Origin of the sequence: Desulfuromonas acetoxidans DSM 684, from assembly GCF_000167355.1 — a bacterium.
In the GTDB taxonomy this organism is placed as follows: Bacteria; Desulfobacterota; Desulfuromonadia; order Desulfuromonadales; family Desulfuromonadaceae; genus Desulfuromonas; species Desulfuromonas acetoxidans.
On the sequence record NZ_AAEW02000013.1, the window covers coordinates 64,807 to 84,840 of the forward strand.

Genomic DNA, 20,034 nt, shown 5'->3' on the forward strand with positions numbered 1-20,034 from the left:
AAAGTCACTTTCTTAGTGTTTACAGTGGAGAAACCACTTCACACCACCAGCCGTGCTGACAACGCAACTTTTCTGCAGCCTTATCCGCATTGTTCTTATTGGCAAAAACACCAAAAACCGTGGCACCACTGCCCGACATCAGAACCCCTTCGGCACCACAGCAAACCACATTTTTTTTCACCTCTTCAATCACGGGTTGGCTGGAGATCGCCACCCGTTCAAGATCATTGTGCAGCATCCGACACAGGTCCTGCCGACCTTCTATCCGCGCAACCGGCTCACAACAGCTGAAATCATCTTGGGTTAAACCCTGATAAACCGCAGCGGTTGAAACCGGCACCCCAGGATTGACCAGAAGTAACACGTAATCCGCGGCCACACAAACCGGAGTCAATCGCTCCCCGACACCACGCGCCCAGACGGTGTCATCTTGTAGAAAAAACGGCACATCCGCCCCCAACTGAAGGGCCAGCTCATGCAATTGAGGCAACGCCACCGGAGTACCGAGCATCCGGTTTAACGTCAGCAACACACCGGCAGCATCCGACGAGCCACCGCCGAGTCCGGCGGCCACGGGAATATTTTTGACCAGACGCAGATCGACACGCACGCTACGCTTGGCCTCTTCAAGAATCAGTCGACTAGCCCGAACAACAAGATTATCTTCGCCATCAGCCAAGGGAACTTGATCACATACAAGTCCAATTCCCTCCCCTTCGGAAACCGTGATTGTCAGTTCATCATACAGAGAGACCTTCTGCATAATCATACACAGTTCGTGATACCCATCGTCACGACGTGCTTCAACATGCAAACACAAATTCACCTTTGCCGGGGCATAAACCGTCTGGCAATTCACTTTCATCATCGTCACTATGGCCTTACTGTGGAGACATTCAGAGAATACTGGAAGAGTTGAGGTTTTAAACAAAACTCAAAGAGAAAAGAGCATCAGGACTCCAAGCTGTCCATCACAGCCTGCGACCATTCAATCGATTCGATGTAAGCATCACGGACTCGATCTTCATCATAGCCACTTTCAATGACGGACGACCAATTGGCCTGTTCATAATCCTCAACACATTTCAGGGTCAGACCAATGTCTCCGGTACGGGTCAACAACGCAGCTTTCACCTCTTGGGCTAACGGTAGATTTTCGAGCACTTCTTCCATCGGAGAATCAAACATACTATCGAGAAGAGAAAACAATCCAACGGTAAAGAACATACCACGCCGTTCTGCATCATCATCGCGACACAACAACTCGCACATCTTTCCGCGAATCAGTGCCATGGTCATCAACTCCTGCGGCTTATCATCAACACTGCCCATCGCCACAATGCAGGCCCAATTACGAATATGGATCAGCCCTAAATAAACAATGGCCTGGCGAATGGATTTCACCTCAGAGAGCAGGCTGTAAAAGCTGGAATTGATCTGGCGCAGCAGCTTGACACACAGATTGACGTCTGTCTCGATAATCTCTTCGAGCTTGCCCAGGTCAATATCCGGACGTTGCAACTCCGTCATCAGGCGCAACATGGCCAGTCGCCCCGGCGGCAAACGGCGCCCGGAGACCACTTGAGGCCTGCTGAAAAAATAACCCTGGAAATAATCAAAGCCGAGCCGACGGCAGAATTGGTACTCCTCATTGGTCTCTACTTTTTCGGCAAGCAGCTTAAGCTTTTTGATTCGGCGCAGTTTTTCAACCTGCTCGCGCACCTCATCCTGAGTTAATTCAAGCACGTCGATCTTGACAATATCGGCCAGCTCAACCAGAGGTTCCAGACCATCATCAAGGACAAAATCATCCAGAGCAATCAGATGACCACTACGTGAAAGACTCTTCAGCGCCTCAACAACACTCGCCTCAGCGGTTACCGTTTCGAGCACTTCGACCACCAACTGGTCTGTGCTAAACGGGACATCAGCGCCTTTAATCAGGGAACCGCGGGTAAAATTGCAAAAGGCCTTGCGGGTACCAACCAGCCGATCCAGCCCCAACTCTGTCAGAGCATTGACCACCACCTCGGAGCTGGCTGCATCAAAATCGGTAATCACGGCGCGATCAACAAAGCCGTGACGATACAGAAGCTCATAGGCATACACACGCATATGGCGATCAAAAATAGGTTGTCGGCCAATAAAAAAATCCTGCATAAATCCGCACCCTGTCCAGAAACGTTAAATTCCTTCCGTAGTGCAATAAGATAGCAAAAGTCAATCTGAACCACTACAAAGAAGTGCAGCCTTATTACAAAAGCTTCAAGATCTCCGCGGGTTAATCTCAGGAGCCAGAGTGGTTCTCCGTTGCCGCATCATTTTTTTTGGCAAACGCCATCAACGTTTCGACCATGGTCGTCAAACGCTGATCAACCCGCGCATTGACTGACCCCTCAGACCATTGACCATCGACAAACTCGCCGGCCGGAGTCCCGGTGAGAAGCTCAAGGCCTTCATCAATAGTCGAAACAGCCCAAACATGAAACCGTCCGTCCCGACACGCAGCAACCACATCCCCATTGAGCATCAGGTTTTTGACATTTGCCCGCGGAATCATTACCCCTTGCCGCCCGGTCAATCCGACAATATTGCACAGGGTGAAAAAGCCCTCGATTTTCTCGTTAACACCACCAATTGCCTGCACCTGACCATGCTGATTGACCGATCCGGTTACAGCGATATCCTGACGCAACGACAACCCCGATAAAGACGATATCAGTGCATACAACTCGGTTGACGAAGCACTGTCGCCATCCACCCCACCATAGGTTTGCTCAAAGCATAATGAGGCGGAGAACGTCAGAGGCTTATTTTGGCCAAATCGCTGGGCAAAAAATCCAGATAAAATCATCACACCTTTGTCATGAACAGCACCGGATTGTTTCACTTCCCGTTCAACCGCCACCACACCACCACGACCAATGCTGGTGGTTGCAGTAATCCGAGTCGGCAGACCGAATTGATAATCCCCCTGCATATAGACGGACAAACCGTTAATCTGACCGACCACCGCTCCAGCAAAATCTACCATGATAGTTCCTTCAACAATCAGACGGCGCAACTCATCTTCAATCCGATTATTTCGATAGCGTCGTGACTCCAGCGCCAGCAATACATGCTGCGCAGCAACCTTCTCACGCCCCTGCTGGTGGGCATAAAAACCAGCCTCTTTGATCAGATCAGCCAAATCAAGAAACTTGGACGACAATTTATTTTGATCTTCCGTCAACCGGGCAGCATGTTCTACCACCCGACTGACCGCACCAGGTTCAAAATGCGGCAAATCATGATCACGGCACTGTACCGCAATAAATTGCGCATAACGGGTCACATTATCCCACGTATTGTCAATCGAGCTGTTGAAATCTGCACGAATTTTAAAAAATTTACCAAAATCCGGATCAAAATGGTGTAACAGATTATAGAGATGAGCATCACCAACCAGCACTATTTTTCCCGAAAACGGAATCGGGCCGGGTTTGAGCGAGGCCATTGAAATCAGACGTGCCTGCTCTGCAATATCCTCGATAACAACATCTCCCCGTCTTAAACAACGCTTTATCGCTTCGTAGGAGAAATAGTTCATCAACAGGTCACGACAATTCAGCACCAGATAACCACCATTGGCCCGATGCAGCGCCCCGGCCTTAATCATGGTAAAATCAGTCGTCGCATTACCCATGCGGAACACATGCTCAATGCGACCGAACAGATTAAAATAGGTCGGGTTATTTTCAAACACCACCGGAGCCCCCTCAAGTGCCTGATTGTCAATCAAGAGATTAACTTCAAAGCGGCTCCAGAAGCGCTCTGAAAGATCTTCACCTCCAGAAAAAATAAGTTGACGTTCCTTACGGGGACGAAATTCGCTGACGTTGTTGACAATATCCCTCCGACAGCGGTCAAGATGTTCAACGACCTCATCATAGTCCTGGTAGTGGTCCATGAGTTCGGCAAACAGGTGGCTAGTCGTCATATCGACAATCTGCTCTTCCATCTTTGACACCGCCTGCTGAACCTCGGACTCAATTTCGCGCGTCTGAGCCAAGACCCCATTGAGAATCTTTTGCAGCTTCCCTCCCTTCTGGTCAATCTCCTTACGAGATTCCTCATCCAAGGCATCATATTCCGCCTGGGTCAGCGCTTCACCATCTTTTGCCGGCACCAACACCAAGCCACTGACACTGCGCTGAATCTCAAAGCCCTGCTCTGCAGCTTCCTGCTCAAGGTCCTCTAAAAGCTTTTTGCTTTTAAGCTGAAACTCTTCGGTGGTCTTTCCTTTATACTGTTCATATTCCTTACTTTTGAATAATTTGGGCAACTGCTCTGACAAGCGACGAATCAACTCAGCCATATCCTCCTGCAATTGCTTACCCAGACCATGCGGCACGCTGAAGGCCACAGGAGAGGCTCCCTGTTCAAGATCGTGAACATAACACCAATCATCCGGAACCGGCTCCCCCTTTGCCCGCTCTTCGAGGATCTGTCGAATCGCAGAGGTCCGCCCGGTTCCGGTTTGGCCGGTGATAAACAGATTGAACCCATCATTGGGCATAGCTAAACTCAACTCAATCGCCGCCATAGCACGCTCCTGACCGATGGGACCATCGAGGCCATTGAGTTGTTTTGTTGAGTCGAATTCAAACTGCTGATCGCAGCATAGCCATTTCAAATCATCGGCAGCCAACGGAGTGATTGACATAGACGTCCTCCTCTGGGTAATGACGTGTTTTTGCGGTGGGTTAATTTAACGATATCAGATCAGAGGGCGGGTTCAACCGGGTCGAATTCAGACACAAAAAAAGTCGAGCGAAATGCTCGACTTTTTCGGGTGTTACTATAAAAAAGGAATTAACCAAGATAATGATTATGATTACGGGCTCGGTTGGCAACAATGGTTGAATCCAGCAATTCACCACAGCAGCTGCATTTCCACGCTTCAAAGGAACGGACAAAGTCAAAATACTTTTCGGAGTACATGCGGCCTTTACATTTTGGGCATTTCATTGTGGTTCCCCTTTCGTAAATTTAATCTTCGTCATTGAAAACTTCATGTTTACGTTGTGGGAGTAAGTAACTACACAAACAATGCCAACTGGTTCAGTTCCATATCCACAAAGAAAAAAAACGACGATAGCTCAAGGAGTTAGAATGAACATTTTTCCCATTTCAGCACCTCACGATTCATTTACGACACATCCACAGAGCGACACCACTGAAAAACGTCATTAAAATGGCGCCTGGCCACCTCCTCACCTCGCTTCGCAAGGCATTGCAGCGAAATTCCTATCAGATATCGCATAGATCTGGACTTTTCAGTGCTCTTTCAGTCACGAAAGATCACAACTGAATCAGGGGTAAATCAGTCAGAATTCCGAGCCAGAGAGAGTCTTTCCAAGAAGAAAACAAAAAGCCCACAGGAGTCGTCATTAAATTGACGGTCGCTGTGGGCTTATCGTCACAAATATGACGAAAAAGCAAGCGGTGGTGAGTTACTTCGTATCTCTTACTAATTTATATTGCAACGCGTCGATCAGAGCATGGTATGAGGCATCAATAATATTGTCGCTAACCCCCACAGTTCCCCAGCGAGAGTCATCATCACCGGATTCGATCAACACTCGGGTGATCGATGCGGTTCCCTGACCACTGGGCAACACACGAACCTTATAATCAAACAGACGCATCTCTTTGAGCTGCGGATAAAAATGTTCGAGCGCTTTGCGTAAAGCGTTATCCAACGCATTGACCGGGCCATCACCTTCAGCAGCAGTATGCTCAATGCGCCCACCGACTTTAACTTTAACCGTAGCCTCGGAGAGTGGCTTATCACCCTCTTTTTGCTTGGTATCAATCACGCGAAAGCCAATCACCGAGAAGTAATGGCGTAAGGTGCCGAGCGCCCGACGCATCAACAGCTCAAAGGAAGCTTCCGCACCTTCAAACTGGTACCCTTTGTTTTCCATCTCTTTGATATCTTCAAGAATTTCCAGTGTCACCGGATCTTTGCTGTCCAAGTTGATATCAAATTGTTCTGCCTTGGCCAGGATGTTGGCTCGTCCGGACAAATCCGACACCAAAACGCGCGTGGTATTGCCGACCCGCTCAGGACGGATATGCTCATAGGTTTCCGGATGACGTTGAATCGCCGAGACGTGAACGCCCCCTTTATGGGCAAACGCAGAATTGCCGACATAAGGTTGATGCTTATTGGGGATCAAGTTGGCCAATTCATAGACATGGCGCGACACCAGCCGCAACGATTGCAATTGCTCGTCGCTGACCGTCTCTTTGGCCATTTTCAGCTTGAGAGCCGGAATCACCGAACACAGATTAGCATTACCGCACCGTTCGCCAAAACCATTGAGCGTTCCCTGAACATGGACAGCTCCGCAAGCAACGGCCATCAGCGAGTTGGCTACAGCACATTCGCTATCATTGTGCGCATGAATCCCCAAAGGCGTTGAGACTGTTTCGCGAACCGCTGCCATAATCTCTGGAAATTCATGGGGCAGGGTTCCACCGTTAGTATCACACAACACAATACAATCGACCCCGGCATCTTCCGCGGCCTTGAGTGTTTTCAGAGCATAGTCAGGGTTGGCTTTGTAGCCGTCAAAAAAATGCTCGGCATCGTAGATCACTTCAGGAATATGTTTTTTCAGGTACACCAGAGAATCATTGATCAGCTCCAGATTCTCCTCCAGCGTGATACGCAGCGCCTCATGAACATGGAAATCCCAGGTTTTACCGAAGATCGTCACCACATCAGGATCAGCCGCGATCAGGGTTTGAATATTGTTGTCCTTTTCCGGGGTGGTCTTGGCGCGACGGGTGGAGCCGAACGCAGCAATCTTAGCCTGTTTGAGGGTTACCTTCTTAATCTCTTCGAAAAAGGAGATATCCTTGGGGTTTGAGCCGGGCCAACCGCCTTCAATGTAGTGCACTCCCAGCTCATCGAGACGCTGAGCAATGCGCACCTTATCGGTCACCAGAAACGAAATATCCTCGGCCTGTGTGCCATCACGCAGGGTGGTGTCATACAGCAGTACCTGATCCATAATCCTACTCCTTTGGGGCACTAAGAGCTTTATTCTCCCTGACTGCCCAATTCGAACACATCGTGAAGAACACGTACAGCCAGTTCGGTGTATTTGTCTTCAATCACACAGGACACCTTGATCTCACTGGTTGAAATCATCTGGATGTTGACACCTTCGGCCGACAGGGCAGCGAACATCTTGCTAGCCACACCACAATGGGAGCGCATACCAACACCGATAATAGAAACTTTGGCCACTTTGTCATCCGATGTCACACCGCTGGCACCGATATTCCCGGCAGTCTCTTCGACCAACTTGAGGGCTTTTTTCAGATCCCCCTTGGGAACCGTAAAGGTCAGATCCGTGAACCCTTCATGGGAAACGTTCTGGATGATCATATCCACGGTAATGTTTGCTTCAGTTAACGGTGAGAAAATATCAGCAGCGATCCCGGGATGATCAGGAATCCGCAGTACAGAAATCTTTGCTTCATCTTTATTACAGGTTACCCCTGAAACCAGAACGGTCTCCATCTCAGCATCCTCCTTCATCACCAGTGTCCCAGGATTGTCGTTAAAGCTGGAACGAACGTGGATTACAACGTTATATTTTTTAGCAAATTCAACCGAACGTATCTGCAAGACTTTGGCGCCAAGTGACGCCATCTCCAACATCTCCTCATAGGAGATTTTCTCGATTTTACTGGCATTGGATACAATACGAGGATCCGTCGTATAAACACCATCGACATCGGTGTAAATTTCACAGACATCGGCCTTAAGACCCGCCGCTACAGCAACCGCCGAGGTGTCGGAACCGCCGCGACCCAAGGTCGTAATATTCCCTTCATCATCAATGCCCTGAAAACCGGCGACAACAACAATGGAGCCATTTTTCAGATCTTCACGAATGTTTTCATCGCCAATCTCCTTAATCCGGGCACGGGCTGAAGCATTATCCGTTTTAACGGGGATTTGATGTCCAAGATAACTTTTGGCCTTGTATCCCATGGACTGCAGGCACATGGACAGCAGGGCAATGGTCACCTGCTCGCCAGTTGAAACCAGCACATCGTATTCACGCTCGCTGGGAAACTCACACATCTCCTGCGACAACGCGACCAGCTTATTCGTTTCGCCGGCCATCGCCGAAACGATAACCACCACATCATTGCCTTCATCATAAGTGCGGGCAACACGCTTGGCGACATTGCGAATTTTATCGGTCGTCCCGACGGACGTTCCGCCATATTTCTGTACCACCAGAGCCATTTTAGGTTTTCCTCCTTCATCGGCAATTACATATCCGCCGCCGATTTGACGTAAACAGCAAAAAGCTGAGCGGCATAGAGGTTTTAACAATAATTTATAACAGGGTCAAAACTTTTATGTTCCTGCTGGGGGTTTCATCAAAAAAAGCACCGCCAGCCCCCATAAGACCAAGACAGCAATGGACAAACTGTTGTTCTATTTTTCTCCCGCCAGAGGTATTTTTTACTGGATTTGTCTTAGGACGAGTGAAAACAACTCTCGTCGCTCAACCATCGAAACAATCTGCCAAGCAACGAATGGCCCGACAACAGGCATCGTGTTCACGGCAAAATGGTTCTGAAGTCTGCAAACGGATATGACGCTGATGTTCATCCACATAGGCCATTTCCACAAGCACCGCCCCCTCTTCCAGTCCGGGACAGCGCTCGGGCCATTCGACCAGCGCAACGCCATCGCCATGGAAGTACTCGTCAAACCCCAGTTCCTCCAGTTCCTCTTCACCACCGAGACGATATAAATCAAAGTGGTACAAAGGCAGACGCCCTTCATAGCAGTTAAGCAACGTATAGGTGGGGCTGGTGATAGGCACGTCGGGATCAACCCCGACACCACGGGCAATACCAGAGGCGAGACAGGTTTTCCCCGCACCAAGGTCGCCGTGAAGCAAGATCAGACTGCCTGCTGGGAACAGTTTTCCCAACGCTTCGCCCAAACGAAGCGTCTGCTGTTCACTGGCACTGTTCAGGTCGAGCAGAACCACATCACGCTCCCAGAGACTTGACAATATCGAGGCGGGCGACAACCCCGACCAACTGCTCCCCATTCACCACCGGGATGAGATGAATTTTTTTGGTCACCATCAAATCAGCAATTTCACTGACCGGAGTTTCCGGAGTACAGGAGATTGCCGGTTTGGTGCAGATTTCACCTACGGTCTGAGCACTGATCCGCTGCACCTGTTCTTCGAAGTTTTTCTCGCTTTCCAAATAGATAACCCAATCAAACAGCGATACCACGGTGGGGATATGCAGAGGCTTATCACGATCGATCAGATCCGTGGCACTGACCACCCCAACCAGAATATTATCACCGTCCACCACCGGCATGGTACTGACACCGGTTTCTTCCAACAGGGCAGCAAAGGCTTTGATCTCAGTATTTTCCTGAACACTATACACATCGACTGTCATAATATCTTTAGCTTTAAGCATCACATTCCTCCTCAATTAAGCGGCGTGCCATGGGAATAGTCGCCATGACATCACCGGCTAGATAGCCAACCCCGCCGAACTGTTGTCGACAAAGATCCGCTGCTGCGCCATGAACATACGCGGCAAGGGCAGCCGCACAGAATGGTTCGAGCCCCTGAGCCAGATAAGAGACAATCATCCCGGTCAGCACATCGCCCATACCGGCACTGGCCATACCACTGTTGCCACTGCTGTTGATCCAGACACGTTCACCATCCGTAATCACGGTATGGGCGCCCTTGAGCAAAACAACTACCCCGTGGTCACGAGCAAAAGCCTGTGCCACGTCAATGCGGTTATCCTGAACTTCTGCAATACTCAACCCGGTGAGTCGTGCCATTTCACCCGGATGGGGTGTGATAACAGTCGCACCCGAACGTTGCGACAGGCCGCAGAGTTGATTGACCATCACCGTCAGCGCATCCGCATCAAGAACCACCGGCAGCGGACACTCCGCCACCAACCGAGCAACCAGAGCGGCAACCGTTACATCCGTTCCCAAACCAGGTCCTACAGCCACGGCGGACATATCTGCCCACGCTTCTTTGAGTGCATCAAAACAGGCCACCGACAACTGGCCGTTCTCTCCACGCATAGGCCGCGACATGATTTCCGGGGTTTGTGCCATCAGTTGCCCAACCAGATCATACTCAATCGCGGCACTGACCAGACCGGCCCCACTGCGCAGAGCTGCATGAGCTGTCATGCGTGCCGCACCAACTTTGCCGACAGATCCGGCGACAACCAGAGCATGACCAAAGGTTCCCTTGTGATCATCCGCCTGCCGTACCGGCAGCAACGATGCCGCGAGTTCGGCATCGATCAGGCAATAACAACACGACACAGACCGAGTCACACACAAGGGCATGCCCAGATCAACGACATGCAGCTCGCCACTGCAACGTTGCGCCGGATAACTGACCTGACCAAGTTTGGCAAAGGCAAAGCTCAACGAGCAATCGGCGGCAACCGCCACCCCGAGAATCCGGCCGCTGGTCGCCTCGACCCCCGAAGGCATATCCACAGCAGCTACTGGTGCCGGGTACGCGTTCATCCATTCGATGGCCTGACGGTAATGTCCTCGCACTTCGCTGTTAAGTCCGTTGCCGAAAACCGCATCGATCAACAGTTTCATGCCACACCAGGAGGTGCTCTGTGCTTTAAAACTGTCGCCATCGGCAGCAAAAACAACATCAGCTTGACTGTTGAGTAGCACATTGAGATTGACAGCCGCATCACCCTGGATCGCATCGTGCTCAGCAAGCACAACAACTTTCACCGTCCAGCCCCAATTCTCCAGATGGCGGGCAATCACATACCCGTCACCACCATTGTTTCCTTTACCGGCAACCACCAGCACCGGTCCAGGGAAAAGGTGTTGATAGCGTTCTGCAATAAAACGCGCCGCACCGTGACCGGCATTTTCCATCAACACAATGCCCGGGACACCATAGTCGTTGATCGTGGTCTGATCGAGTTCACGCATCTGTTGAGCGGTAAGGAGCTTCATGATTCCTCCACAATGACCGTGGCAACGGCCCAACGCGTTTCATGGCTGTAGGAAACATGGTGAGCGCACAACTGCCGTTGCTCAAAAATTTCAGCAGCCCGCCCACTCAGAGCTAATGATGGGCACCCCAGCTCATCACGAACCACTTCAATGTCGTGCCAGGTCATGCCATCTCGCATGCCCAGGCCTAAGGCTTTGACAAACGCCTCCTTGCAGGCAAACCGGGCGGCAAGATGCTGTGCAGCGCATTTACGCGGCAGGGCATAGTCCAGCTCGCCCGGAGTGAACAACCGCTGCAACAACGTCTGGTTATCTTCGTCGATAAAACGATCAAAACGTTCGACATCGACAATATCGGTTCCGATTCCAGCGATGGCCACGGATTACCCCGCTACCAGCGACTTCATCTCACGAACGGCTTGATCAAGACCAACCAACACGGCCCGAGAAATGATGCTATGGCCGATATTGAACTCTTCAATTACTCCAAGAGCAACCACATCTTGAATATTGCGATAATTCAAACCATGTCCGGCATTGACTCCCATGCCGACATGTTTAGCCTCATGGATAGCTTGCTCTATCTTGGCCAGTTCCGCCAGTTGGGCACCACGTGTCGGCGCGTCACAATAGAGCCCAGTATGGATCTCAATGGTGTCGGTTCCCACCTGAAACGCCTGATCGATCTGTTTCAGGTCAGGATCGATAAACAGGCTGACAACGATGCCATTCTGCTGCAGTCGGGCAATCACCTCTTTGAGGTGTTGCGAGTGGCTGACAACATCAAGACCACCCTCGGTGGTCAGCTCCTGTCGCTTCTCCGGTACCAGAGTGACACAATCGGGGCGCAGACGACAGGCGATAGCCACCATTTCATCCGTTGCCGCCATCTCCAGATTGAGTGGCACCTGGAGAGTCTGACGGAGGATTTCGACATCGCGATCCTGGATGTGTCGACGGTCTTCACGCAGATGAACGGTAATACCATCCGCACCAGCCAGTTCGGCCAAAGCTGCCGCTGTTACCGGATCGGGCTCCTTCGTGCCACGGGCCTGACGAATTGTTGCCACATGATCAACATTGACTCCTAAACGTGCCATTACGGTTATGCTCCTTCCCGTGTTCCCTGCAAATGTGTCACAACGGCATCAGCAATATCATCGGCCAACCGTTGTATCTGTTGATCATTTTCCCCTTCAAGCATGATGCGCAACAAAGGCTCGGTTCCAGAATAACGGATCAGGACCCGGCCCGTTTCACCCAATTCCTCATTGCAGGCATCAATCACCCGCTGGACCGCCGGCACCGTGGCCAGATCAACCTTTTCCTTCACTCGAACATTGACCAGCAATTGCGGCAGCGCGGTCATCACTCCGGCCAGCTGCGACAACGGCTTACCGGTGCGCTGCATGATCGCCAGCGTCTGCAAGGCCGACAACACACCATCGCCTGTGGTGTTATGATCGAAAAAGATCATGTGGCCGGACTGTTCTCCGCCAAGGTTATAGCCTTTTTTAAGCATCTCCTCGACCACATAACGGTCACCAACGCCTGTTTTAACAACCGTACCACCGGCGCGGCGCAAGGCAATATCCAACCCCATATTACTCATCACCGTCGCCACCAGCGTATTGTGAGCCAGAGTCCCTTCTCCAAGCATATGGGTCGCGCAGATCGCCATAATGTGATCACCGTCGACCTCGCGGCCAGTCTCGTCGACAAAGATGACCCGGTCTGCATCGCCATCCAGAGCCACACCAACATCCGCACCATGCTCCTTGACCGCATCGGCAAGCTCTGCCGGATACAGTGACCCGCAACCGGCATTGATGTTGGTGCCGTTGGGCGACACCCCGATGCGTACCACATCCGCACCCAGTTCTTCAAACACCGCCGGGGCGACCTTATATGCCGCGCCGTTAGCACAATCGACGACGATCTTCATGCCGCGCAGATCAAGATCCCGCGGAAAGGTGTATTTTAAAAACACGATATAACGCCCGGTGGCATCATCAATACGAAAGGCCCTCCCGACTTCATCCGCTGTGGGCCTCAACACATCCAGTTCCTCAGAGAACATTAACTGCTCTAAGCGCAATTCCATTTCATCCGGCAGCTTCAAACCTTCGTTTGAAAAAAACTTTATGCCATTATCCTGATAAGGGTTATGCGATGCGGAAATCACCACCCCGGCATCAGCGCGCATGGAGTTGGTAATAAACGCAATCCCTGGTGTCGGTAACGGACCGACCAGTTGCACATCAACGCCCATAGAGCAGATCCCCGAAGCCATGGCATTCTCAATCATATATCCCGACAAACGCGTATCCTTGCCTATGACAATGCGGCGGCGTTTGTCAGAACCTTTGAACAGATACGCCACAGCCCGTCCAAGCTGCATGGCAATCTCCGTGGTCATCGGATAAACATTGGCGACGCCACGTACACCATCAGTCCCAAAAAATTTTTTCGTCATGGATCTCTTTCAATAATGTTGATTAATTAACAGAAGATGGCGCAGCTACCGACACATCAGCGTCATCGGAGGCGTTCGATTGTTCCATCTCAATGGGAGGTTCATAGACAAAATGGACTTCAACCTCAACAGTCTTTTTATCAGACAGCTCCGTGTAGGTCCCGCGAAAGTCCACTGGAACCGTCATGATAAAATCCTCCCGAATACCCGCAATATCCAACGGCTCGGTTTCGACATGGTCGATCCGTTTCACTTCACTTTCCGCACCACGAATCGAGACCCTGTCCGGCCTTGCCACAGTGGCCAAAACCTTCTGACCCGGCATCGGCTCACCGGTGAGAACCACCGTGACCGGAACTGATTTTTCCCGAATCCGCTCCAGCTTCACTTCAACATAGGACGGTGACAAACGCACCACCTTGAGAGCACTGGGAATGTTGAGATTCTCATCGAGACGCTTAAACGTAGTCAATCCCGGTTCAAGACCACGTAAATCGACGGAAAGGCTCAGTGACGACGATTCCAGGTTGGACAACAAGGTACGCGGCCCACTGATCCGCAGGTTCACCAGACTGGGAACCTCATTGGCAACAATCAGATCGGCTGGAACATTCTTCAACTCAAGAGGAACCGAGTAGCCCACCTCAGCGCGCTGTTCGCCGGTGACGAACAGCCACAACAAAGTGGCAAAAATCAGCGACAGCAGTTTCAGATGCCAGTTCCGGGTGATCAGTTGCAGCATAGTCGTCCCTTAGCCTTTCTTCCCCGGATCCAGCAGACGGGTGAGAATTCGGCGCAAGGAGGTGGAATCGAGATCGCGCGTCATTCTGGCGCCAACCACGGCGGAGATCTTGCCGGTCTCTTCAGAAACAACAATAGCCACCGCATCAACCATTTCGGTTAACCCGATAGCAGCGCGATGCCGTGTCCCCAAGTTTTTGCTGATATCCGGATCCTGTGACAGCGGTAAAAAACAACCGGCTTTCTTCAGACGACCCTGCTGCAAAACCAGCGCACCATCATGAATCGGTGAATATGGCAGAAAAATCGCACAAATCAAATCCGATGAGACCTTGGCGTCAATCTCCACACCCACCTCTAGAAAACCTTTCAGACCGGTTTCCCGTTCAATGACGATCAGAGCACCAATTTTTTTATTGGCCAGATTGACAGCAGCTGTCACAAGCTCATCAATCACCTGCGTTTCTTCACGGTATGACACATCGGCAAAAAAAGGATTGCGACCGACATGCATCAGAGCACGCCGGATATCACTTTGGAAAATAACAACGATGACGAGGATAATCGAGGTCAGAAAACTGTCAAGCAGCCACTGGAGAGTATAAAGACCGGTAAGTTGGGAAACGACAAAGACCACCAGCAGAACCGCCAGACCGATCAGCATCTGGACCGCCCGGGTGCCTTTGATCAGGAGAATGATCCGATAGATGATAAACGCAACCAGAGCGATGTCGAGGACGTCGAGCATCCATCTGAAATCTTTCATCATCTGATCGAATACCCCCATAGTGATCTTTCTCGGCGCAACGCTACGCCATGTGAGTCTCGTGATTGATCGCCCAGGCCAGGTCCACGGTTTGCCGGGTTGCTGCAACATCATGCACCCGGAAAAGATGCGCACCATTCTGGGCGGCAACGGCAACACTGGCCAGAGAGCCATACAGACGCTGCTGTGGAACCGGCTGGTCGAGAACCGCGCCGATAAAACTTTTGCGCGACGCGCCGATGAGCACCGGATAGCCCAAAGCCGCGACTTCATCCAGGCGGCGCAGCAATTCGAGATTGCCGGAAACGGACTTGCCAAAGCCAATTCCCGGATCGACGCTGATCGACTCTGCGGGAACCCCAGCCTGACGAGCCAGATCAATAGAGTGGCGCAGAGAACCGATCACCTCGGTGAGCAAATCATGATAGGAGGTATCCTTCTGCATGGTTTGCGGGCAGCCACGGGTATGCATGACAAACACACCGGCTTTTTTTTGTGACACGACCGTCGCCATCTCGGCATCAAAGGTCAGACCACTGATGTCATTGATAAAATCAGCACCACTTTCCAGAACAGCTTCAGCAACCCCAGCTTTATTGGTGTCGACGGAAATCGGCAGATCAAAACGCTGCTTCAGGGCCTCAACCACCGGCACCACCCGTTCAAGCTCGACGTCCATGGTCACCAAAGCGGCACCGGGTCGGGTACTTTCGCCGCCGACATCAAGCAAATCCGCTCCGTCTTCAACCTGCTTCTCCGCCTGACGCAGCACCGCATCGAGGTTTAAACAAACGCCACCGTCGTAAAATGAATCCGGCGTCACATTGATGATCCCCATTACCTGGGGCCGGGAAATATCAAGTCGGCAGCGGCAACCGGCAAGGATCTTCACAGCCCCCGTCGCTGTCAGAACAGTGTCGAGCTCCGCAGCCAGGGCTTTGAGTCCAAAGGGTTGTCGCGGCAACCGCACAACCAACTGAGCCAGCTGTTTGCGTGTCCCCATCAACACAACATCCGTGTGGTCAATGGAACAGGCCACGGTCCCACGCGCCACGGCAGCGTCACCACCGAGTGCCAACATCTCCTGTTTGAGGATATTGGCCGCTACACAAGAAACCTTCTCGAGCAAGAGGTTGATATGCAGGGCCTTGTCCGTCATCAGGTTGACCCCACAGGGATCAACCGCGATGGCCTCAAGCTGGCGGCGCACCTGCTCCGCCGTGTGCAGCTGGAGAACTCGCGGCTGGAACGGCATTATTCCGCGTCTTCCCCCAGAGCCGGATCGGTCGGCGCAATAACGACCTCTTCAGCGGCTGCAGAAGGGGCAGGTTCCTCACCAAGGATGCGGGCAATATCTTTAGCATCAATGGTTTCACGTTCCAGCAGTTCCTGAGCCATAGTTTCGAGGATATCGCTGTTTTGGCGCAGGATGGTGCAGGTCTTGTCGTATGACTCTGTGACAAGACGGCTGATCTCAGCATCGATCATTTCGGCCGTTGCTTCACTGTAGTTTTTCACGTGCCCCATATCTTTCCCCAGGAACACTTCACCCTCTTTTTCACCAAAGGCCAGAGTGCCGAGTTTTTCGCTCATGCCCCACTCACACACCATCTTACGTGCCAGTGAAGTAACCCGTTCAATATCGTTGCTGGCCCCGGTGGTAATGCTGTTAAGAAAAATCTCTTCCGCAGCACGACCACCAAGCAGAGCACACATGGAACGCAGCAGGCCGTCGCGGCTCTCGCTGTATTTTTCTTCCGAGGGCAGGTACATGGTCACGCCAAGAGCACGGCCACGGGGAATAATCGACACCTTGTGAACCGGGTCGGAACCGGGGATCTTCAATGCCACCAGGGCATGACCGGCTTCGTGATACGCAGTAACTCTCTTTTCCTCTTCAGTGATGACCATGGAGCGTCGTTCAGCGCCCATCATCACCTTGTCTTTAGCCGCCTCCAGATCACTCATATCGACCAGCTCTTTGTTGGCACGAGCAGCCAGAAGAGCAGCTTCATTGATCAGGTTCGCCAGATCGGCACCGGAGAATCCAGGCGTTCCTTTGGCCACGATTTCCATATCCACGGAATCCGACATGGGAACCTTACGGGCATGGACTTTGAGAATTGTAGTCCGACCCTTGATATCCGGGCGAGGAACCACCACCTGCCGGTCAAAACGGCCGGGACGCAGCAAGGCCGGATCCAGAACGTCAGGACGGTTGGTCGCAGCGATCAGAATGACACCTTCGTTCGACTCAAATCCATCCATCTCAACCAACAACTGGTTGAGGGTCTGCTCACGCTCATCATGACCACCGCCGAGACCGGCACCACGGTGACGACCGACAGCATCGATCTCATCGATAAAGATGATGCACGGCGCATTTTTTTTGCCCTGAGCAAACAGGTCACGGACCCGGCTGGCACCGACACCAACAAACATCTCGACAAAGTCGGAACCTGAAATAGTAAAGAACGGCACATCCGCCTCACCGGCAATGGCACGGGCCAGCAGGGTTTTACCGGTACCCGGCGAACCAACCAGCAGCACCCCCTTGGGGATGCGCCCACCGAGTCGGGTAAACTTTTTCGGATCTTTTAGAAAAGCAACAATCTCTTCCAGCTCTTCTTTGGCTTCATCGACCCCGGCAACATCCTTGAAAGTCACCATACCCTGAGTATCAGACAACAATCGGGCACGGCTTTTGCCAAAGTTCATGGCCTTGCCACCACCACCCTGCATCTGGCGCATGAAGAAAATCCATACGGCAATCAGCAACAGGATCGGCCCCCAGGACACCAGCATGGTCATCCAGAAACTGCGATCCTCTTCCGGTTTGGCGTCAATGACAATTTTACGCTCACGCAACTCGGAGATCAGGCTGGGGTCATCCGGGGCAAACGTCTTGAAACGGGTACCATCTTCATAAGTCCCTTCAAGGTTGGGCCCCTGGATTGTCACATCCTGGACACGGCCGTCTTCTAGCGCATTGATAAACGTTGTATAGCTGACCGCTTCCCGCTGCTGATCTTGCTGCGTCATCATGTTAAACAGCAAAATCATGACAAGGGAAATCACAAGCCACAAAGCAATATTCTTATAAAACTGGTTCACTTTTCCTCCCTGGGAATATGTCGATAACACCGGAAGGTGTCATGGGGAAAATAATCATCTTTTGATTAGCTGCAAACTACCATACAGACTGGCGTTTCTCAATTATATTTTATCTTTCGCTTTGAGAACATGCAGCACAAAACCACTCTTTGTATCCCTGCTTATCGGCAGGCAACAGCGCTGGCGTAACTCCGGCACCCAGAGAATCTCGCCACGGCATTCGAGGACCAAGGCGCGCTGCCGTGCTTCATTCGTCCAGCGATGCTCGGCAAACAAAGCTTTGAGCTTTTTATGTCCAGCCGAATCCGCCATCTGGATACGGTCACCAGGCTGAAAAGAACGCAACCGCAACGGGAAGTCAATCTGTTGATCCGAAAACCAAACAGCCGGCGCTTCACAGCTATCAGACGTTCCGCGCTTAACCAGCAATGTACGCTGTCCATCAACGCGATAACGGCCTGGGCCGTTGATCACCATGTCCACCGTAGCGGCTGGAACCGGTGCTTCCCGACGAAACACCAGATGATCATAGCGGCGTGCCGCCCAGCAACAGGGCAGATCCATCTGCCACTGCGGCGCCGGGGAAAACAACTGCCGATCCAACTCAAAGACATGACCCCCCCCCAGACCCCGCGTTGTTCCACGGACTCGTGCCAGCAGCTCACGCAACAACCGATGGCGCAACGCCGGATGGCAATCACACAGGGCAAGGCACGCGACCTGCCACTGACCTTGCTGCTCACACGCATGGTGCCCCAACCAATCATCGAGCTGCTGCTGCCAATACGCCTCTTCAACGGCAACTTTTTCCGCTAATTCAGCAATGTGGCGTACTGTCTGTTGATTATAGCGGGTCAAAGCGGGAAGAACCTGATGGCGGATCAGATTGCGCTTAAATCGCTCATTGCGATTACTGTCATCCTCACGCCACTCAAGCCGATGTCGCTGCAGAAAAGCGTTAATCTCATTCCGGCAGATGGAGAGCATCGGTCGGATATACTTCCCCTCTTGCCAACGCATGCCGGCCAAACCACCCACGCCGCAACCACGGGCCAGATGCATCAAAACGGTTTCCGACTGATCATCACGATGGTGTGCCAGCGCAATGACAGCGCCCCCAACCTGATCGGCAACTTCACTGAGAAAAGCACGACGAGCTTCACGACCGGCCTCTTCCAGTCCCCATCGATTGCGTTGAGCCAGCCCCCCAACCTCAACGCGACGTTTAAAAAAACGCAGATCAAGCCGTGCCGCCAGCTCCTGGACGAACAATGCGTCATCAGCACTTTCGTCACGCAGGCCATGGTCAAGGTGTGCAACCACCACATCAAAGTGGTGTTGCCCCGCCAATTCGACCTAAACATGGAGCAGGCACACCGAAACAGCGCCGCCGGACACACCAATAACTACGGTCGCCCCAGAAGCGATCAGCTGATGCTGGGCTAATCGTATCGGCAATTTTCTCAACCAGAAAAATATGGCATGGAAATCCTGTGGGATATTTATACAAGTAGACCACAGGCAGAATAACTATTAATACGTATTGAACACGGAGTATAAAAGAGATCTAAAGGAAAAAGAAAACCCTCCTCCTGAATCAGGAAGAGGGTTTAATTGGTGTCGGTGCTGAGATTCGAACTCCGGACACTGCGGATATGAGCCGCATGCTCTAACCAACTGAGCTACACCGCCGTACTATGTTAACCGTTGCCGGTTCATTGTTTGGTTGCGGGGGAAGGATTTGAACCTCCGACCTTCGGGTTATGAGCCCGACGAGCTACCAAACTGCTCCACCCCGCGTCAAAGCGAAGGGATATCTACGCGTTTAGCGCGCGCTTGTCAAGACAAAAAATTTCGCAT

At 51.8% G+C, this 20,034-nt stretch carries 17 protein-coding genes and 2 tRNA genes; all 19 read right to left on the reverse strand.

The genetic code is table 11. The features are described from left to right. Positions 1-19: 19 nt before the first annotated feature. Entirely contained in the window at positions 20-868 is an 849-nt protein-coding gene (locus DACE_RS11555; protein WP_040367195.1) for a 4-(cytidine 5'-diphospho)-2-C-methyl-D-erythritol kinase, read from the reverse strand. Positions 869-951: 83 nt separating this feature from the next. Further along, positions 952-2,160 (reverse strand): EAL and HDOD domain-containing protein, encoded by a 1,209-nt coding sequence (locus tag DACE_RS11560; RefSeq protein ID WP_006001420.1) that lies wholly within the window; start codon positions 2,158-2,160, stop codon positions 952-954. A gap of 127 nt (positions 2,161-2,287) precedes the next feature. Next, the gene (locus DACE_RS11565) at positions 2,288-4,705 is read right to left on the reverse strand and encodes a Lon protease family protein (RefSeq protein ID WP_006001422.1); all 2,418 of its coding nucleotides are present in this window, start codon (positions 4,703-4,705) and stop codon (positions 2,288-2,290) included. A 149-nt stretch (positions 4,706-4,854) separates the two neighbouring features. After that, on the reverse strand, positions 4,855-5,010 hold the full coding sequence (locus DACE_RS18540) for a hypothetical protein (RefSeq protein WP_176290137.1): 156 nt from the start codon (positions 5,008-5,010) through the stop codon (positions 4,855-4,857). Positions 5,011-5,495: 485 nt separating this feature from the next. Next, positions 5,496-7,064, reverse strand: a complete 1,569-nt coding sequence (gene cimA / locus DACE_RS11570) for a citramalate synthase (protein ID WP_006001424.1) — start codon at positions 7,062-7,064, stop codon at positions 5,496-5,498. A 29-nt stretch (positions 7,065-7,093) separates the two neighbouring features. Beyond that, the gene (locus DACE_RS11575; RefSeq protein WP_006001426.1) at positions 7,094-8,317 is read right to left on the reverse strand and encodes an aspartate kinase; all 1,224 of its coding nucleotides are present in this window, start codon (positions 8,315-8,317) and stop codon (positions 7,094-7,096) included. 265 nt (positions 8,318-8,582) lie between these two features. After that, complete coding sequence (gene tsaE / locus DACE_RS11580; protein ID WP_006001428.1) at positions 8,583-9,077, reverse strand: tRNA (adenosine(37)-N6)-threonylcarbamoyltransferase complex ATPase subunit type 1 TsaE; 495 nt, start codon at positions 9,075-9,077, stop codon at positions 8,583-8,585. Position 9,078: 1 nt separating this feature from the next. Beyond that, entirely contained in the window at positions 9,079-9,528 is a 450-nt protein-coding gene (locus DACE_RS11585) for a CBS domain-containing protein (RefSeq protein ID WP_006001430.1), read from the reverse strand. Then, positions 9,521-11,077: an NAD(P)H-hydrate dehydratase gene (locus DACE_RS11590; protein WP_006001432.1), complete on the reverse strand. Its 1,557-nt coding sequence runs from the start codon at positions 11,075-11,077 to the stop codon at positions 9,521-9,523. Before DACE_RS11590 ends, DACE_RS11585 begins: the two co-directional genes overlap by 8 nt. Beyond that, the gene (locus DACE_RS11595; RefSeq protein ID WP_006001434.1) at positions 11,074-11,457 is read right to left on the reverse strand and encodes a holo-ACP synthase; all 384 of its coding nucleotides are present in this window, start codon (positions 11,455-11,457) and stop codon (positions 11,074-11,076) included. The genes DACE_RS11590 and DACE_RS11595 overlap by 4 nt, the downstream gene beginning before the upstream one ends. Positions 11,458-11,460: 3 nt before the next feature. Continuing rightward, positions 11,461-12,177 carry a pyridoxine 5'-phosphate synthase gene (locus DACE_RS11600; RefSeq protein WP_006001436.1) on the reverse strand — a complete coding sequence of 239 codons (717 nt, stop codon included), beginning with the start codon at positions 12,175-12,177 and terminating at the stop codon, positions 11,461-11,463. Positions 12,178-12,182: 5 nt separating this feature from the next. Beyond that, entirely contained in the window at positions 12,183-13,553 is a 1,371-nt protein-coding gene (gene glmM, locus DACE_RS11605) for a phosphoglucosamine mutase (RefSeq protein ID WP_006001438.1), read from the reverse strand. A gap of 22 nt (positions 13,554-13,575) precedes the next feature. Continuing rightward, positions 13,576-14,295 carry a CdaR family protein gene (locus DACE_RS11610; RefSeq protein ID WP_006001440.1) on the reverse strand — a complete coding sequence of 240 codons (720 nt, stop codon included), beginning with the start codon at positions 14,293-14,295 and terminating at the stop codon, positions 13,576-13,578. Between the two features lie 9 nt (positions 14,296-14,304). Next, a complete protein-coding gene (cdaA, locus tag DACE_RS11615) occupies positions 14,305-15,063 on the reverse strand; it encodes a diadenylate cyclase CdaA (RefSeq protein ID WP_238326418.1) in 759 nt (252 codons plus the stop codon). Positions 15,064-15,103: 40 nt separating this feature from the next. Next, positions 15,104-16,315, reverse strand: a complete 1,212-nt coding sequence (folP, locus tag DACE_RS11620; protein ID WP_006001444.1) for a dihydropteroate synthase — start codon at positions 16,313-16,315, stop codon at positions 15,104-15,106. Continuing rightward, on the reverse strand, positions 16,315-18,174 hold the full coding sequence (ftsH, locus tag DACE_RS11625; RefSeq protein WP_006001446.1) for an ATP-dependent zinc metalloprotease FtsH: 1,860 nt from the start codon (positions 18,172-18,174) through the stop codon (positions 16,315-16,317). Before ftsH ends, folP begins: the two co-directional genes overlap by 1 nt. Before the next feature lie 102 nt (positions 18,175-18,276). Beyond that, complete coding sequence (gene tilS, locus DACE_RS11630) at positions 18,277-19,524, reverse strand: tRNA lysidine(34) synthetase TilS (protein ID WP_006001447.1); 1,248 nt, start codon at positions 19,522-19,524, stop codon at positions 18,277-18,279. Between the two features lie 265 nt (positions 19,525-19,789). Next, positions 19,790-19,866, reverse strand: a tRNA-Met gene (locus DACE_RS11635). 31 nt (positions 19,867-19,897) lie between these two features. After that, positions 19,898-19,974 (reverse strand) — tRNA-Met (locus tag DACE_RS11640). Between the last annotated feature and the right edge of the window lie 60 nt (positions 19,975-20,034).

Bases quoted from the DNA above. Each gene is read 5' to 3' on its own strand.
- DACE_RS11555 (WP_040367195.1), bottom strand. From the start codon at position 868: ATGATGAAAGTGAATTGCCAGACGGTTTATGCCCCGGCAAAGGTGAAT.
- DACE_RS11560 (WP_006001420.1), bottom strand. From the start codon at position 2,160: ATGCAGGATTTTTTTATTGGCCGACAACCTATTTTTGATCGCCATATG.
- DACE_RS11565 (WP_006001422.1), bottom strand. From the start codon at position 4,705: ATGTCAATCACTCCGTTGGCTGCCGATGATTTGAAATGGCTATGCTGC.
- DACE_RS18540 (WP_176290137.1), bottom strand. From the start codon at position 5,010: ATGAAATGCCCAAAATGTAAAGGCCGCATGTACTCCGAAAAGTATTTT.
- cimA (WP_006001424.1), bottom strand. From the start codon at position 7,064: ATGGATCAGGTACTGCTGTATGACACCACCCTGCGTGATGGCACACAG.
- DACE_RS11575 (WP_006001426.1), bottom strand. From the start codon at position 8,317: ATGGCTCTGGTGGTACAGAAATATGGCGGAACGTCCGTCGGGACGACC.
- DACE_RS11585 (WP_006001430.1), bottom strand. From the start codon at position 9,528: ATGCTTAAAGCTAAAGATATTATGACAGTCGATGTGTATAGTGTTCAG.
- DACE_RS11590 (WP_006001432.1), bottom strand. From the start codon at position 11,077: ATGAAGCTCCTTACCGCTCAACAGATGCGTGAACTCGATCAGACCACG.
- DACE_RS11600 (WP_006001436.1), bottom strand. From the start codon at position 12,177: ATGGCACGTTTAGGAGTCAATGTTGATCATGTGGCAACAATTCGTCAG.
- glmM (WP_006001438.1), bottom strand. From the start codon at position 13,553: ATGACGAAAAAATTTTTTGGGACTGATGGTGTACGTGGCGTCGCCAAT.
- DACE_RS11610 (WP_006001440.1), bottom strand. From the start codon at position 14,295: ATGCTGCAACTGATCACCCGGAACTGGCATCTGAAACTGCTGTCGCTG.
- cdaA (WP_238326418.1), bottom strand. From the start codon at position 15,063: ATGATGAAAGATTTCAGATGGATGCTCGACGTCCTCGACATCGCTCTG.
- folP (WP_006001444.1), bottom strand. From the start codon at position 16,315: ATGCCGTTCCAGCCGCGAGTTCTCCAGCTGCACACGGCGGAGCAGGTG.